Source organism: Brevibacillus nigriterrae (genome assembly GCF_049846925.1).
Classification (GTDB): domain Bacteria; phylum Bacillota; class Bacilli; order Brevibacillales; family Brevibacillaceae; genus Brevibacillus_H.
Genome location: NZ_JBNCMT010000014.1, coordinates 106,152 through 123,310, shown reverse-complemented (window position 1 = coordinate 123,310; position 17,159 = coordinate 106,152). Strand labels below are relative to the sequence as shown.

The following is a 17,159-nucleotide window of genomic DNA, read 5'->3' as shown; positions in this document are numbered from 1 at the left end:
TGTCGAACAACCCGTCTTGTACGACATATTGTACCCGAAGCAGCCCCACTTTTATACCTCGAATCCCTCGGCTTTTTTTCCAACGATGAAAATATTCCAGAAACGGCCACACACTATCAAAAAAACAGGTGTCTGTGCGTTGTTAAATCCGCTTGTATTTAGGATCGATTTGCATAAAAAAATACACCTATGCAAAAGCAGTCTATACAGATCTGATCTTTTGAAAATAGGTGTAGTTTTTTTTATGTACGTATGCTATTTACTAATTGCTTTCTGCCTCAGGAACAAAGGTGCGTTTCGCTAATTCGGCATCGAGCATGTAGAAGGCGTTGCTGTCATTATCGATCCTTCTCAGTTTTTGAATGATGCTATCAAACGTGGACTCTTCTTCCACCTGTTCATCGATGAACCATTTCAAAAAGTTCATGGTTGCGTGCTCGCGATTACTCAAGGCAATATCGGATAATTCATAGATTCGCTTGGTGACCGTCTGTTCATGAGCGTATGCATGTTCAAAAGCGTCAAGCAGTGAGCCGTATTCATTGACTGGATTCTCCATCCCGCTAATCATCGCTCGTTTGCCCATACGATTAATAAAGTTAAAAATTTTCATTGCATGAAACTTCTCTTCCTCAGCTTGTACAATGAAAAAGTTAGCAAACCCGTCATAGCTTTCAGACGCACAATAGGCAGCCATCGCCAAGTAAACCTGTGATGAGTAAAATTCGAAATTCATTTGATCATTCAATTTATCCAACAATTGATTGGAAAGCATGGTATCACCTCTTTGTCTTTTTCTCATTTTAACAATTATTGTTACTCTTTGTCGAAATTTTTCCTTTCGAAAATGTGCTTTTTACATAATCGCAAAGGCAGAAAGGTATCGTTGAACAACTCACTGGTAAAGACAACTACCATATGGTGAACAGGTGATACGATCACATATTGCCCGCCATAGCCCATAGCAAAAAATACAGGGGGATCACAAGCTTTTCTGTTTTCATCCGTCAATACCCACCAGTGGTAGCCGTATGAACCGATATGGTCATAGGTATGGTATCTCGCAGTGGTCGAGTCAGAAATCCAATGCTCGGAAACGATCTGCTTGTCCGACCAACTCCCGCCTTGCATTACCAGGATGCCGATTTTCAATAGATCATGCGGTCTCAGACATAAGTTAAAGCCCCCGATGGATATCCCCTTTGCGTCTTCATACCACCGATAGTCACTAATTCCTAATTGTTGAAACAACATTTTTTCCGCATAGGCTGCCGTTTTTCCGTTGATCGCTTTTTGCAGGATCGCACTTAATAAATGTGACGCTCCCGAATTATAAGCCATACTTTCACCAGGAAGAGCAGTCATTTTTTGCTCTAGAACAAACTTCACCCAATTCTTCGTGTTGATCATCGGAAATGGCCGTCCGCCCCACGCTCCAAACTCAGGCCACTCAAACCCGGGCGTCATGGTAAGCAAATGCTCGATGGTTATGCCTTGCTTGTCCGCTTCCAAATGGGGAAAATACATCGAAATCGGAGTTTTTACACTCTCTATCTTTCCTTCCTCAATCGCTATTCCTATTAAAAGAGAAAGCACACTTTTCGTCACTGAGTGAAGATGAGCTAATTTGGTCACTGTTTTTTTGTTTTTGAAGTACTCCAAAACAATTTCGCCCTCGTGATAGATCAGGCAAGAGGTAATCTTCTCTTTTTTGACCGCCGCTTCTAATAGATTCAACCTTACTGTCTCCAGTTTCAAATAAGACCTCCTGCACTCAAAAGTTGAAAAAAGGGCTAAACCCTTGATAATCAAAGAGTTTAGCCACTTGGTTTAGCCTAAAACATTCTGAATAAATCGTTCGATGTTCGTCTGATCCGTAATGTTCTTGTTACATTCGTGACTATTCGAACACATATAGTTACCAATCGCTTTATAATAATCGGGTAACGAATGAGCCGGTCTAGATTTGGAAATGGCCGAAAACAAGCTCACTTCTCCACTTTTGTTGCATAAAAAGCAATAGCCCGTCTTATTTGTCGGATTATTTCTGCCTTCGATCCCGATAAATTGTCCATTTAGCTCATACACAATGAACAATTTATTTGTACCGATGTCGATCCAGCTAAGATAGGTTACGTAGCGAAAATCGATTGCTGACAAGTTTGGAATCTTTAGCTTTTTGTTTTTGGGAAAAAGCTTTTTGATTTGTTTTTCTGTGATTGCGGAGAATTCCAGCATGTACGGTTCCAACGAACGTAAATATCGCTGAAAATCCTCAGTTGTTTTACATTCAGATACCGCTTCCAGCAGTTGCTTTTGACTCTCCGTTGCAGCAGGGAAGAGTTCATTGATTTTGGATAACGTGTCGTATCGGATGGATTCCACAATCTTGAGATCGTTAACGGTTCTGCATGCTCGTTGCAGGATCTCCACCAGGTTTTTGATAAAGTTATATTGATGGTTTCTAATAAATGGTTGTGTCATTGGTTATCGCTCCCTTATTTTTTGAGTAAAGAAAATGAAAATAAGGTGCAAAACCCAAATATTAGAAACGATATAAGCTTCGTAAGGCGACATAACCAAATTCCCGCCTCATGCAAAGTATCGCCCCGTTATTCAGGCTTTGCATGAGACGATGCGGCCTGGCAATTTTTCTTTGCCATCTGCAACACCCCCTTGGGGGAATATTATAAAATAAGCGAAACTTTTCTGCAAATTTTGATGAGCTGCCAAGCGCACAAAAGACTGCTTTGCATCTTACAAAACAGTCTTTTTATGGGTGTTTAGTCACATGTTTTTTCATTCAAATAAGATTTTTGCGTCTTGCTTTTTGCAGCGCCTGAATGCGATTATTGCACATCAGCTTGCTGTATATCCGATTCAGATGAAGCTTGATCGTTCCTTGAGAGAGGTAAAGCTTTTCTGCGATCTCTTTGTTGGACAACCCTTGCGCCAGATAACCCAAAACTTCCAGCTCTCTTTTGGTCAGCATAGAGACTGAATCAGATTCTGGGAGCTGGACATCTCCCGCACTGGTCGATTCCTCTCTCATTGCAGCAAACAGTTTCTCCACATAGCGAAGGGATGCTCTTGCCTGCAGTTCCGGTATCATTTGTTTTTTGCGATACTCCAGATATTTGCTGAGGACATCCTGCAGCAGTGAGCGTTCATCCACAAAAGTACGGAAATAACCCTCGTTCTCCCCTAGCTGCAGCGCTTCATGGAGAACCTGCACTGCCCGATATGTATCCCCTAGTTTATACTGGATTTCCGATTGTAATAGCAGGTTTTGCAAAAGGCTGCCAATCCTTTTCGACTGCACGGCGACTTTTATCATGCGCAAAGAGAGCTCACAAGCTTCCTCGAACTGCTCTTGGAACATCAGGATACGGATCAAAGTCAGATTTTCGTATTCCTGATAGATCGTTATCTCTCGATTGATGTTCAGTTTTGTGCTTTGCAGCCATTGCTCTACCCTCTCATGATCTCCGTTGGAAATATGTAGGCGAACCAGATACGCATGGAAAATATGTTGCCAGCGAGCATACTCATCTTCCCCAATCTTCCTGAGGTTGTCCAATGCATCGTAGACGATCGTAATGGCTTCCTCCTGACTTCCCTCTGCCAAGCTTATGTTCGCCAAGACTTTGCAGGCAGAAACATAGGCCCCAATGTTCCCTCGTCTTAAACCAACATCGCAAGCCATCTTTGCGTAAGTTCGTGCAAGATCGAGTTCATCACTCTCATAATAGATCTCACTTAATGCACCATCGTTGTGTGCCGCAAAGTGATAATCATGCATCCCATTCTTACTGGTAAATCGATACCACTGCTCATGATATTTCCTAGCAAAATTCAAACGTCCTAAGAAGCCGTAAAAACCTTGACTGATAGAGGTGTTGCCGTCATTTGCCTCGATTCCCTCGACCAGATAAACTTCCTTATCGAGATACTTACGATTCTCATTGATATCATCGCGTGCTGAAAACTCCTCCAACAATCGATAGGCAGAGGCCATTTCCAACTGCATAATGGCGCTCCATAGGTTGATAACCCCGATTTCTTCCGATATTCGTATAACTAAACCGATGGGAAGAGTATCTTTCAACACACTCATCTGGTCTTGAAGCTGCTTGAGACCTTCAGCCGTTTTCTCGCTGTCCCCCTGAAGAAGCTTGACCCACACCTGAATAACAAGTATGTTTGGCCGGTTAGCAACTTCTTCAGGAAGCTGTTCAAGCCATTTCTCCATTGTACGAAGCTCCCGGCGCTTCAAAAAAACAGCACCATGCTGCTCGATCAGACTAGAAGCTTCTTCATAAGTGCCCGCCTTCAGCGCATGATTGATTGCTTCATGAATATATTGATGCTCACTAAACCATTTGCTTGCCTTCTGATGCAGATTTGAGATGCAAGCGGGTGACTTTTTGGAAAGCCGATCCTGCAAAAATTCGGCAAACATATGATGGTACCGAAACCAATAACGCTCTTGATCCAACGGAATGAGAAACAGGTTTGCCTGCTCCAGCCATTCAAGCAAATCATTGCTCTTTGCCCCAGTCACTGCACTACATAGGGAGCTGTTCATGCGCTCCAAAATAGAGGTCTGCAATAAAAAAAGCTGGATATGCTCTGGTAAGTGCAGAAAGGCTTCCTCCATCAGATAATCGACGACATAGCGGTGTCTCCCCGAGAAACCGCTAATATAAGTAGCAGTAGATTGACCCTTCCCGGAGAGTGCTGCCAGCTTCAATCCGGCAATCCAGCCTTCCGTCCGCTGCTCCAATAGGTGCAAAAGCGTGTCATTCGGTGTACTGCCTACCTCTTTGTTCCAGTACGCACTGATCTCGTCACTGGTAAATCGCAGATCAGCAATGCTTACCTCATGCAGTACTCCTTTCGCACGTAGACTTCCCAACGAAAAAGGCACCTCTGTCCGAGAAGCCAGGCACACATGCATGTTAGCTGGCAAACGCCTGATAAGCTGCATCATGGAATGGTGGACTTCAGAATCCTCTATTACATGGTAATCGTCAAGAATAAGGACAAAGTCTCCTTCGACCGTAACCAGCTCGTTGACTAGCAGCGCCATGACATTTTCCAAATCTGGCTGAACAGATGATTGAAGCAGAGCAAGCGCCTGACTCCCCAATCCCTTCTTCACTTTTTGCAATGCAGCGATAACATACACCCAAAAACGAACCAGATCGTTGTCTCCACTGTCCAACGACAGCCATCCCACAGGCACCTGCAACTGATTAACCCACTCTCCCAGCAGGGTTGACTTACCAAAGCCGGGTGGAGATGTGATGATGCTTACTTTGCAGGCGAGAGCCCGATTCAAGTATTTGATAAGCCGGGGACGAGCGATCAGTGCTCCTGAGCCGTGCGGGACAAACAATTTCGTAGTCAAAAGGGGTTTCGACGACGGTTTACTCTCTTCATGCTGATCTGAATATTCCAGAATGTTCATCCTCATCTTCCTATGACTGTTAAAATAAAAATTTATAAATTATATTATACAATGATAAACTGAGCAATACTGTTAGATTTATCTCATATGACCCAACTACTGAAATATCGTCAAAAAAAGAAGAAGGCCGAAGAAATGCCTTCTGTAAAGATATCGTTTTGCTTTTTCTGCCTTTTCTATTTTTTCGTGATCGTAATAACCTTCGTTGCCTCATCGTACTTTACTTGAGCACCTAACGCTTCACTCACGAACCGCAATGGAACAAATGTTTTGCCCTCAATGATTTGAGCCGGTTGACTAAGAGTAATAGTCTGTGTACCCTTGGTTACTGTTTTACTGCCAATGACAAGCTTGATTGTAGAAGTTGTCTTGGTTGCTAAAACCGTACGAGTTGCTGCATCCCACTTCACACTTGCGCCCAGTGCTTCAAAAATTTCACGCAACGGAACTAATGTTGTCTCGTTTTTGATTACAGGAGGAACAGGAAACAAGAGTTGTTTTCCATTCAAGAGTACTGTGACAGCAGTAGAAGAGGAAGCTTTAATCGTTCTCCCGTTCAGCTTCCACAAATATTCACTTACTGCCTGGTACTCCGCTTCGGACAAACTGCCAGGGGCATTGTCAGGCATACTTGTTGAAAGAAATTGTTTCAACTGGTTCAAATCGCTGTAATCACGCTTGAAGCTGTCGGATACAATATCAGGTGCAAAACCGCTATTACCATCCGCTCCATGGCAGGACATACAAGACTCCTTGTAGACTAGCTCCCCGGTATTTTCAGATGCAAAAACCTTTGCTGCCTCATGCTCTGACGATAGAAGTAAAGCAGCAACAAGACTCACAGCTATACCGACGGAAACACGTTTCATAAGACCCCTCCTGATTTTGAGATAGCTATCTCTCTCTTCCTTTTAAAAAAATATGGAACACATCACTGGTATGTGTTCCAACTATAAATGATAAATCGAGGAGGAGAACTTGCTTACTTCACTTCAATTTCAAATACCTTTTCCACACCGTATGACTGATGGTCGTTTTGTTGAAGATCAATCTTGATTGTATGTTTGCCAGGTATCAGTTTATCCAGTGTGTACGGGTCATTTGTTTTCAGTCCGGTTACTTTTTGACCGTCAAGATATACATGAGCGTGGCCTTCTCCAGTTACGTGTGCCTTGCCGTAATTCTCCGCAGAAATCTTCAGATTGGTGGAGAAGCTGATAATGGCTTTCTTGTCATCGACTACCAGTTGCGCATCAAGTGTAGGCAGCACAGTAATGTCAAAGCTCTTTTTAACACCCATATCCTTGTGGTCATTTTGCTGCAATGTTACATCTATCTTGTGCGGACCAACGGGTACATCTTTCAACAGGTAGACTGACTCCTTCAAACCCGCAACCTTCTGTCCGTCGAGGTAAATGTGAGCGTGGCCTTCACCAGCAACATGTTCCTTGCCATAATGATCGGCAGAAAACTTTATGTCCGTGTTCAACGTGAAGGAGATGTCGTCACCATTTTGAGCGGCAAGGACGTCAAGGGAATGCGCTGTGTGCTCATGAGAACCCGCTCCTGTCTGGATGGAAATCGTTCTGGTTGGTGTATCGTAGGTAACGTTTGCCCCCAACAATGTGCTTACTTCACGAAGTGGCAGATACGTTTTGCCATTAATTACTTGAATGTTCTTGCTGTCCTTGATTTCATCGTTTACCTTCAGTACAAACTGCATTCCTGCTGCAGCAACGGTCAAGCTGCCTGCCAAGGACATAGACAGAATCGTGCTGAATAAAAGCTTTTTCGTCATGCTTCTATCATTCCTTCGAACAGTAATTTCATATTAAACATCCTATTTTTATAGTTCGATACATTCAAATAATCCCTTGGAATCTACCACGATCAGTACGATATCTTCCTGATCTTCGTCTGCTTCGAAGGAACCTAAGAATCCTTCTTCATCAATCTCAGGATTTTTGATTTGTACCACTTTTTTATCGAACACGACATACAGGCTTTTTCCAGCCTTAGAGGTCCACTCTCCAGTTACTGTCCATGTACCATCCTCGGATTCAACGAAAACTGTTTCGTCATCAGCGAGATCTGCTTCAATTGTTTTCTCTACAGTTTGCTCTGCGCCATAGGCATTTTTAACAGTAATGACGGCCACTTCAGGAAGAGTTGCTGCACTGAATGTTTTTTTATAGCTGAACGAACCATTCTTCACTTTTACTGTTACAGCCTTGTTGGTGCCAATTTGAAGAGACAGCTTGGTAATGCTTTTATCGTTCACTTTTCCGCTAACAGAAACATTGATTTTCCCAGATGAGAATTTGGTAGAAGTTTTAACGGATTTTTCATCGATCAATACTGGCACTTCTTTTACTTCTACGAACACAGATGGCTCACTGTCGATATTATTCACAGTTTGATATACATAGTAGCCAGTTCCTGCAGGCAGGTTGGAAAATACTACATTTCCTTTGCTGTCTGCCTGTTTGCTGCCAAAATCAGTGACGCCCTTATCTGTTTTTTGCTTCAATGTAACCCAGGCAAATGGTTCTGCCTCTTCAACCATTACCATTCCTTGACCACCTTTGGCGATCGGTGGTGTCAAATCTAATACTTTTTTAAATTTGAACGGCTTCGTGAAATAGTCTTGTTGATGGGTTGAAAGTCTAATCATGAAATACTGACCGTCGATAAATGTTTTTTCATCATCTGCCGCGTACATATCCAGGACAACTTGCCCGTTAAATCTGCCTACCGTATCCGAAAAATCGTTTAATACCAGCTTGTCATTTTGGTAGACTCCCAAAAACCAATCAATATATGTGCTCCAAACTTTGGAATTCGATGTTTCCTCTCCTTTACTGTTCGCAGTAACAAGACGGAGTTCTCTGATCTCAAGGGATTCAGGGATATCCAAGGTTAGCTGGAAGTGATAGTCCTTCTCGCCATCCGCTTTGGTTTCGCCCTCTTTGCCAACTTTGTCAGTTTTCTTATCCAGATACTTGAAATCAACAATCTTTAACTCCACATCTTCCTCATCTGCATGGGTAACCGTTGGTTGGATAAAAGCCACCATATTCACCAGCAGTGCCATGCAAAAAAATAATATCAGTTTGGGTTTGTGCATAGAAAGAATCATGTATTAATACCTCTCCTTTTTTCATAGTCTCAATCTTGACAATATTCATCTTAGTACAACGAGAGCGCATTGCAGTCTAACAAAGGTTATATAGAAGGTTATATTTTTAGCAAATGAAGACGCTTGGCTGTCTGAATTGCCTGGATTCTATTGGTGCAGTTTAGCTTGCTGTAAATCCGGTTCAGATGCAATTTAACCGTCCCTTCTGAAAGGCTCAGCTTTTCTGCGATCTCTTTATTCGATAACCCTTGTGACAAGCATGTGAGTACCTCTAATTCCCTTTTGGTCAAGGGAGATACATGCTCTGTGAGTATATGGTTAGCCTGACCCAGCTTGAATTCGTCCTCCCCCATTGCTGTAATTAATTTTTCAACATACGCAAGCGAAGCCCCTGACTGCAAACCCTGAAAACGTCGATGTTTGCGGAGCTGAACATATTCCTTAAACAACTCCTTTAAAAAGGGGCGTTCATCGATGATAAGTCGAAAAAAGCCTTCCTTCTCAGCCAAACACAGTGTTTCGTGCAATCTATGCACTGCGTGATCAATCTCGCTCATCTGGTACAGAAGAATGGCCTGCAGCAGATTCCCCTCCACTATACTTCCCGAACGCCCCTCCGATTCTGCTTCCAACAGCAGACGATTGGAAAACTGTTTGGCTTCGAAATGACGTTTTTGTATCATCAAAGCACGAAGTAAAGTGAGATTTTCATAATCCTGATAGTTGAAAAACTCAGGCACTCCACTGATCTGGCACATTTCCAGCCATTGGGTTGTACGATTATAATCCTCTATCAACATATAACATCTTGCTAAATACGCCTGAAAAACCGCCGTCCATCGATCCGGGTGCTCACACAACCGTCTCAGGTTTTTCATACTTTCCTCTATTGCCTTTACCGCACCTGGATGATCACCGTTTGCCCAATAGATTTTGGCTATCGTCAGGGCTGCCGGAACATAAGCCCCTATATTTCCTTTGTTACATGATAGATCGCACGCTGTTTTTCCCAGTTTCAACGCTTTCTCCAATTCATTCTTCTCGTAGTGGATTTCACATAGTGCTGTATAGTGGTTAGCGGCAAAATGGCGGGATTGTAGGTGGTTTTTTTCTAGTAGCTCCAAAAAGCATTTATGGTACATTTCTGCGTTCTTCAGGTTTCCATAGGAGCCGACAAATCCTCTGAACATGGATGCGTGGCTTGCGTGTATTTCCATACCCGCCAAAAAAAACAGCTCTCTCTCCAGATGAACCAGCTTATCCTCTATATCCTCCGGGTTTAGGCTATCGCCAATCATTCCACATGCTGATGCGAAATCTCCCTTAGTCATCACCGAAAAATGTTTAATTAACAGAATCTCTTCTACCAACCTGATTTCCTGATCGGGAGACAAGGAACTATCTCTCACAGCAAGTTTTCTAAGAAGATTTTCTGCACACTGTTTACTGCCTTCCAGATTCCCCGACAAAAGCTTTGTCCATCCCTTTATGATCACAAGATCGGGCTCGTTTACCACTTTCTCTGGAAGCTGTGCAAGCCAACGCTCTATGGTGCTCAATTCCCTTTGCTTAAAGAATAGGGAAGCATGATTAACAAGCAATTGGCTTGCCCTCTCATAATCCTCCCCACGGATGGCATAATCAATTGACTCTCTCAGGTATTGATTTCTCTCAAACCATTCACTTGCCCGACAATAAAGCTTGCGTATTTGCTCGGTGCCATACTGTCTCAAGAGACTGCGTAAAAAATCGGCAAACAGATGATGGTAACGATACCAGTGGTAATCGATATCTAATGGAATAAGGAACAGATTTTCCTGCTCAAGTAACCTGAGAGGCGTAATTACAGCATCGCTACCAACAAGTTCAGCGCAGAGTTTATCATTCATTCGATCCAGTATGGATGTCTGAACTAAAAATGCTTGAACCTCCTTAGAGAGATGTTGAAAAACTTCCTCCTTCAAGTAGTCAACGAGGAAGCGATGTCCACCAGAAAATGTATCTATGAGCAATACTTCTTTATGAGTCAGGGCGGTTAATTGCAATCCGGCAATCCACCCTTCCGTTCTCTCCTCCAGAAGTTTCTGTTCAGAGGGAAACAGAGTGACACCTACTAGTTGTTTCCAGTAAATCGCTATCTCTTCTCCCGTTAGGCGAAGATCGGACATAGTGATTTCATTCAAATGGCCTTTCACCCGTAACTTCCCCTGTAACAACGGAACCTCCGTACGACTCGCCACACAAAGGTGCACATTCATTGGTGCCCGCTCTAGAAAGTAAGCGAGCGAATGGTGCACTTCATCCGAATCAATGACATGATAATCATCAAGAATTAGGACAGCGTGGTGTGGAAAATAAATCAATTCGTTGATAAGCGAAGAAATCATCTCATACAAAGTGGGATAAAAAGGTGTCAGCAGCATGGAGAGCACCTGCTCACCAAATCCCTCATGAATCCGTTGCATGGCCGCAATCATATATCTCCAAAAACGTTTGACATCATTTTCGCCAGGGTCCAAGGAAATCCATCCGGCAAAAACCTTTGAATGTCGGACCCACTCGCTAAATAAGGATGATTTTCCATAACCCGGCGGTGCCGTTACAACAGTCAATTTTGTTTGGAGTGTTCGATTCATTTTCTCGATAAGGCGTGTACGTGATAAGAGAGAAGCAGGGATTTCTGGAACATGCAGTTTTGTCTCCATGATTGGCCCAATAGAGACAAACTCATTTTTCTTTTTCATTGCCATCTTCCTATTTCCCAATATGACATGGGAAAGTCCAAGTCCTCATTGGGAGACTTGGACTTTCTCCCTTACGTTTCTGCCTTATTCACGGTTACATAAAACGTGACGTATTTTCCTCCATAAATTGCCCTGATTATTGCCTTTCCCTTCTTGAGACCAACGACTTTTCCATCTACGACCTCAATAATGCCCTGCTTATCAGTATGCCAAGTTGCCTCATCCGTTACTTTTCTTGTCTTTTTGTTTGTAAAGAGAGCGGTCACATCCAATTGCAACGACTCACCTTCTCGAAGCGTGATCCGCTTTTCTTCAGCAGTCAATTCCTCTACACCAATCTTTGAAACGGTAATCGGTATTATGATCGGATATCCTTGGTATGTGACCGTAATGGTCGTTTTCCCCTGCCTTTTGCCTGCAGTGATCACATTCTTTTTGATCGAGACAAGTTTCTTGGAGTCATTTCCAAACACAGTATCTTTATTAAAAGTCACATTTTTCTTCTTACCATTTTCCATTACTGCATAAATGGTTACACTGGCCTTTTTGTTTGGCATAAGTAGAAGGTTTTTCTCAGATACCTCAATTGCGATGATTCCTTTTGGTGTAACGGTAACGTAGCATTTTGCTTCCCATCCTTTTTCTTTTACCTTCGCCGTTACGGTAGCCTGCCCCAGCGCAACAGGGGTAACCATGCCATCATCATCAACTTTTGCTACCCGCTCATCACTGCTTTTCCAGATGATCTCATAGTCGGCATTCACCGGGATGATCGTTGCATTCAATTTAACCGGCGCACCATTAATCATGAGAGGCAGCCTTGTTTTATCCAGCTCAATGCCAGGTTTTATGGGAGCAGTTACTGTAACCCTGCATTCGGCCGTTTTCTTGCCATCCACGGAGGTAACTGTAATGATCGCTTCTCCCGCTTTTAATGGTTCAACGATCCCGTTATCCAAAACCCTTGCTACCGCTGGATTACTGCTGCTCCACGTCACCTGTTTGTTACTGGCGTACTCAGGAAGAATGGTTGGAATCAGCGTTTCCACGGAACCGCCTGCAATCAGATTCAGCTCTGTTTTATCCAGTTTTACTTCAGTAACCGGATAGTACGGAGGCGGCGGTGGCGGTGGCGGCGGCGGTGTGCTGGTAATGTTAATGGTTACTGTCGCAACATTGGAATCATCCTTGCTATCGTTTGCGACAAAGGTAAAGGACGTGCTTCCCGTCTCTCCAGGAGTGTAGGTAAAAGCACCCGTTGCCGGATTCGTCAATGAAACTGACCCCTTGTCCGGATTGGTTGAAATTTTGTATGTGAGTGAGTCATTGTCCGGATCACTTGCTGACAAAGTTCCCGAGATCGGTTTGCCAACCTGTGTGGTGTAAGTGGCATTATGTGCTGTAGGCTGCTGGTTGACTTGCGGTTCCTCGATTGTCACTGTAACAATAGCGATATTGGAGTCCACCTTGCCGTCATTTACCTTGAACGTAAACGTATCCGTGCCGGTTTCCCCTGCATTAGGCGTATAGCTAAAGGCGCCCGTAGTAGCATTGCTTAGAGAGGCGTCTCCTTTTGCTCCATCTGTCACGATGCTGAATGTCAACAAATCGTTATCTACGTCACTGGCACTCAGGGTACCATAGACTGCATTGCTGACCGTTGTGGTAAATGATGAATTGACAGCGACTGGCGGAGTGTTTGCTGGATTGGATTTTGATATGTTGATTGTGTATGTTTTTTTCGTAACACCATCTTCGGCGGTCACGATCACATCGATCTTGTTTGCTCTCTCGTTGAGTGGTATCGGATCACTCGTTGTGCCGCTTGCAATCGGTTGAGGTGGACCCCCGTTAATGACAAGGGCGATTGTCGCACCTGCGTCAGCGGCGGTTGGTGTCACAGTTGTGCTTGAACCGTCATAAAAGATGGTGTAAGTCGTCTGGTTTGGATCGAAAGTAATTATACCGCTTGGTTCCGTCAGATTGCTCAGGTTGGCATTGCTTGAGGCAATTAATGTTTGTACCGGCGCTACACTATTCGTGTTGGTGCCATTCCCCAGTTGGCCATTTGCATTGTAGCCCCAGCCCCAAAGCGTTCCGTCATTTTTTAAACCAATAGAGTAATACTTGCCCCCTATTGCTTGTTTCATCCCGGTAATGCCTGTTGCGAGCGGATACGTCTGGTCACCTGGGGTACTTGCGCCCAAAGCTCCGTAACCATTATATCCCCAAGCCCACAAGTTTCCGTCTTGATCGACGGCGAGGGAGTGATTTTCACCTGTCCCAATATTTTTGATGTTTGTCAAAGAACTGCCGCTCTCTCCGCTTGGTCCCCTGACAATTACAGCTGTTGTGCTTCCATCAATTCCGGGTCCGAACGAGCCAGCACCCAATTGCCCATATACACAATTACCCCATGCTCGTAAAGTTCCATCCGTTTTCAAGGCAAGGAAATGAGCATCTCCTGCTGAGATCTGTTTCACACCAGTAAGAAAACCGCCTGCTTCGTTCGAGTCTTTTACCTGAACGGGCAGATTGCTTCTCGGAGTTACACTGGAGTCCACTCCCATACCCAAGCCGCCATAGATATTGGCTCCCCAAGTCCAGACGGTGCCATCAGCCTTGACAGCCGCAACGGCATATTTCGATGCAGAAATAGCAACAACGTTTGTGAGAGGTTGTGACGGATCACCAGGATCTTTCACTTGCACAGGTGTACTAGATGATACCCCCGTTCCATTTCCCAATGTGCCATTCCCATTGTTTCCCCAAGCCCAAACGGTTCCGTCATTTTTCAGGGCAAGGGCGAATTTATACCCTCCTGCAATGGACGTTATTTCCTGGAGAACACCTACTCCTCCAGGGCCCACTACCTGTACTGGTTTCATATGGAAGCTCCCAATGTTGCCATTCCCTAATTCACCAACCCCGTTATTTCCCCAAGACCAAACTGTGCCATCCGCTTTCAATGCATAGGAATTTTCGCCGCCAGCGGAAATATCAATAACAGTATCCAATCCGGATACTTTAACCGGGACGTTGGAATTGGTGATACTGTCATTCCCCAATTGTCCAAAATTGTTTTTGCCCCAGGCCCAAACAGTTCCGTCGTCCTTCAACGCCAGGTTGTGCTCAATGTCCCCTGATATTTTTGTAATTCCTCCTGCAGCTTCAGCACTTTGCAAGGGCAACAACCCGAATAATAGTGCGATGCTTAACAATACCCTCAATATTCGCAACCTTCATCACCTCTTGTACATTTATTTCCAAAAAAGAAGTGGAAACGCTACTGATCTTATTACATCCGATTTATATTGAAATCTAACGAAGGATATATAGAGGGGTATATGTTTTTAAAAAACAGGAAAAAAAGACTATCTCACCTTTTGGCAAGACAGTCTTGATTAGAACTTTTGTCATTATCCTTACTACTTCACGGTTACATAGATCAAGAAGCTTTTTCCGCCGTAAGTGGCCCTGATTTTTGCCTTGCCCTCTTTGAGTGCATGTATTTCCCCATCTATTACCTCAACGATACTCGGTTGATAGCTTAACCAGGTTGCCAAATCCGTAACATTTTCGGTCTTTTTATTCGTGAACTGGGCGATCACGTCCAATTGCTCCGAATCACCTTCCTGGAGCGTGATCCACTTTTCTTCAGCTCTCAGTTTCGTTACACCAATCTTTGAAACGGTGACCGGTATTGTGACCATATTCCCTTGATATGTGACCGTAATTGTCGTTTCTCCCAGCTTTTTCCCTGCAGTAACCACGTTCTGTTGGATCGTGACAAGCTCCTGATCGTCGCTGGCAAACACGGTATCTTTGTCAAAGGTAACGTTTTTCCTCATTCCATCTTCCGTTACCGCATAAATAGTAAGCTTGGCTCTATTGCTCGGCATGAGCAGCAGATTTTTCTCCGATACCTCCAGTGTGACGTTTCCTTCCGGCACAACCGTGACGATACATTCCGCTTCCACACCGCTCTCTTTTTCCATCGCAGTGATAGTAGCTTCCCCTGTCTCAAGCGGTGTTACTAGACCATTCTGATCAACTTCGGCTACCTGTCTGTCGCTGCTTTTCCAAACGATCTCATAGTCAGTTGCATCCTCTGGAATGATCGTTGCCTTCAATTTCACAGGAGATCCATTTTCTACGAGGACCATCTCTGTTTGATTCAACTTGATTCCAGTAACAGGTGGAGGTGGTGTACTGGTAATGCTAATGGTTACTGTGGCGGTATTGGAATCTACCTTGCCGTCATTTACCTTGAACGTAAACGTATCAGTGCCGGTTTGCCCTGTTTTCGGCGTGTAGGTGAACGCTCCCGTAGACGAGTTGCCTAACGAGACGGTTCCGTTTGTTCCGGTTGTATCGATGCTGTATGTTAATGGATCGTTATCTGCGTCACTCGCCTGTAAGTAGCCAGAGAACGATTGATTGATAGATGTGGTAAATGTTGAACCCGTAGCGATTGGCGGTTTATTCGTTGGATTTGTTGAGCCGCCGAGCTTTGTTTGTACGGGCGTCGTTGTATTGGAGTTGGTTCCATCTCCCAGTTCCCCTTGTTCGTTGAAGCCCACTCCCCAAACAGTTCCATCATTTTTCATAAAAATCGAGTAGCGGACACCGCCCACCGCTTTCGTTACGCCGCTCATTGCTGTCTGAATCGGATAATATACTTCATTAGAATCGGTAACAATGCTCAATGCTCCGTACGCATTATCACCCCATCCCCACAAGGTGCCATCCTTGCCGACAGCGAACGAATGGTTAAATGCGCCCCCAATGGTTTTGATATTGGTCAGTTTACCTGCTCCTTCACTTCTCAAGACAGGAACAGCAGTATTGCTGAAATCAGTCCCGTTGCCAATCCCCAATTGCCCAAAGAAATTGGATCCCCATGCCATGACGGAACCATCTCCTTTTAAAGCAAGGACATGATATACACCTGCAGAGACTTGCTTCACATCGGTAAGAAAACCAGTTGGATCATCTTTATCAACTACCTGAACAGGAAGATTGCTAGTTGTGGTGGTGTCTGTATCATTTCCCAAAGTACCTTCGTAATTAATACCCCAGGTCCAAACTGTACCATCACTCTTGAGAGCTACAGAGGTAAACTCCGATGCATAAATAGAGATAACGTCTGAGAGAGGTTGAGAAGGATTATCGGGATCTTTTACTTGTACAGGAGTATAACTGTCTACATACTTTCCGTTGCCCAATTGCCCGGAGCCATTGTCTCCCCATGCCCAAACGGTTCCGTCATTTTTCAGTGCGATGGCGTGACTTTGTCCTGATGCAATGGAAGTAATGCCGCCCAGAGCACCTGTTCCTCCTGCCCCCACGACCTTAACTGGTGTATAGCTAGGGTACCCTTTCGAACCATTCCCAAGCTCGCCGTTGGCATTACCTCCCCATGCCCAAACCGTGCCATCTCGTTTCAATGCGTAGGAGTTGAAGGCTTTTGCGAAAACATCAATGATATCGCTCAATCCGGATACTTTTTCAGGAGTATTGGAATTTGTCGCATTCCCATTCCCTAATTGCCCCGCTTCGTTTCGGCCCCAGGCCCAGACGGTTCCGTCGTCCATCAACGCCAAGGTGTGATAAGTATGTCCCGATATTTTAGTCACCCCCCCTGCAGCAGCACCTTGCAAAGGCCATAGCCCCAGTAACAGAACAATGCTTACCAATACTCTCATGATTCTCAACCTTGATCACCTCATCGTACATTAATCAGCAAAATAGCTGGAAACTTTACTGATCTTATACCATCCGGTGCATGCTGAAATCTAAC

At 44.3% G+C, this 17,159-nt stretch carries 10 protein-coding genes; all 10 read right to left on the bottom strand.

Annotation, left to right across the window (positions count from 1 at the left end):
• Positions 1-262: 262 nt before the first annotated feature.
• On the bottom strand, positions 263-775 hold the full coding sequence (locus ACPW7N_RS12515) for a ferritin (protein ID WP_425651424.1): 513 nt from the start codon (positions 773-775) through the stop codon (positions 263-265).
• Positions 776-816: 41 nt separating this feature from the next.
• The gene (locus tag ACPW7N_RS12510; protein WP_425651423.1) at positions 817-1,758 is read right to left on the bottom strand and encodes a serine hydrolase domain-containing protein; all 942 of its coding nucleotides are present in this window, start codon (positions 1,756-1,758) and stop codon (positions 817-819) included.
• A gap of 72 nt (positions 1,759-1,830) precedes the next feature.
• The gene (locus ACPW7N_RS12505) at positions 1,831-2,484 is read right to left on the bottom strand and encodes a FusB/FusC family EF-G-binding protein (protein WP_425651422.1); all 654 of its coding nucleotides are present in this window, start codon (positions 2,482-2,484) and stop codon (positions 1,831-1,833) included.
• A 319-nt stretch (positions 2,485-2,803) separates the two neighbouring features.
• The gene (locus ACPW7N_RS12500; protein WP_425651421.1) at positions 2,804-5,473 is read right to left on the bottom strand and encodes a winged helix-turn-helix domain-containing protein; all 2,670 of its coding nucleotides are present in this window, start codon (positions 5,471-5,473) and stop codon (positions 2,804-2,806) included.
• A gap of 176 nt (positions 5,474-5,649) precedes the next feature.
• Entirely contained in the window at positions 5,650-6,342 is a 693-nt protein-coding gene (locus ACPW7N_RS12495; protein ID WP_425651420.1) for a stalk domain-containing protein, read from the bottom strand.
• Positions 6,343-6,455: 113 nt separating this feature from the next.
• Positions 6,456-7,271: a stalk domain-containing protein gene (locus tag ACPW7N_RS12490; protein ID WP_425651419.1), complete on the bottom strand. Its 816-nt coding sequence runs from the start codon at positions 7,269-7,271 to the stop codon at positions 6,456-6,458.
• Between the two features lie 48 nt (positions 7,272-7,319).
• The gene (locus ACPW7N_RS12485; RefSeq protein ID WP_425651418.1) at positions 7,320-8,612 is read right to left on the bottom strand and encodes a hypothetical protein; all 1,293 of its coding nucleotides are present in this window, start codon (positions 8,610-8,612) and stop codon (positions 7,320-7,322) included.
• A 98-nt stretch (positions 8,613-8,710) separates the two neighbouring features.
• A complete protein-coding gene (locus ACPW7N_RS12480) occupies positions 8,711-11,356 on the bottom strand; it encodes a winged helix-turn-helix domain-containing protein (RefSeq protein ID WP_425651417.1) in 2,646 nt (881 codons plus the stop codon).
• 71 nt (positions 11,357-11,427) lie between these two features.
• The gene (locus ACPW7N_RS12475) at positions 11,428-14,595 is read right to left on the bottom strand and encodes an RCC1 domain-containing protein (protein ID WP_425651416.1); all 3,168 of its coding nucleotides are present in this window, start codon (positions 14,593-14,595) and stop codon (positions 11,428-11,430) included.
• 189 nt (positions 14,596-14,784) lie between these two features.
• Positions 14,785-17,064 (bottom strand): RCC1 domain-containing protein, encoded by a 2,280-nt coding sequence (locus ACPW7N_RS12470; RefSeq protein ID WP_425651415.1) that lies wholly within the window; start codon positions 17,062-17,064, stop codon positions 14,785-14,787.
• Positions 17,065-17,159: the final 95 nt, after the last annotated feature.

Excerpts from the sequence above, each read along its gene's own strand:
- ACPW7N_RS12470 (WP_425651415.1), bottom strand. The coding sequence starts at position 17,064 with ATGAGAGTATTGGTAAGCATTGTTCTGTTACTGGGGCTATGGCCTTTG.
- ACPW7N_RS12485 (WP_425651418.1), bottom strand. The coding sequence starts at position 8,612 with ATGATTCTTTCTATGCACAAACCCAAACTGATATTATTTTTTTGCATG.
- ACPW7N_RS12505 (WP_425651422.1), bottom strand. The coding sequence starts at position 2,484 with ATGACACAACCATTTATTAGAAACCATCAATATAACTTTATCAAAAAC.
- ACPW7N_RS12500 (WP_425651421.1), bottom strand. The coding sequence starts at position 5,473 with ATGAACATTCTGGAATATTCAGATCAGCATGAAGAGAGTAAACCGTCG.
- ACPW7N_RS12515 (WP_425651424.1), bottom strand. The coding sequence starts at position 775 with ATGCTTTCCAATCAATTGTTGGATAAATTGAATGATCAAATGAATTTC.
- ACPW7N_RS12490 (WP_425651419.1), bottom strand. The coding sequence starts at position 7,271 with ATGACGAAAAAGCTTTTATTCAGCACGATTCTGTCTATGTCCTTGGCA.
- ACPW7N_RS12495 (WP_425651420.1), bottom strand. The coding sequence starts at position 6,342 with ATGAAACGTGTTTCCGTCGGTATAGCTGTGAGTCTTGTTGCTGCTTTA.
- ACPW7N_RS12480 (WP_425651417.1), bottom strand. The coding sequence starts at position 11,356 with ATGAAAAAGAAAAATGAGTTTGTCTCTATTGGGCCAATCATGGAGACA.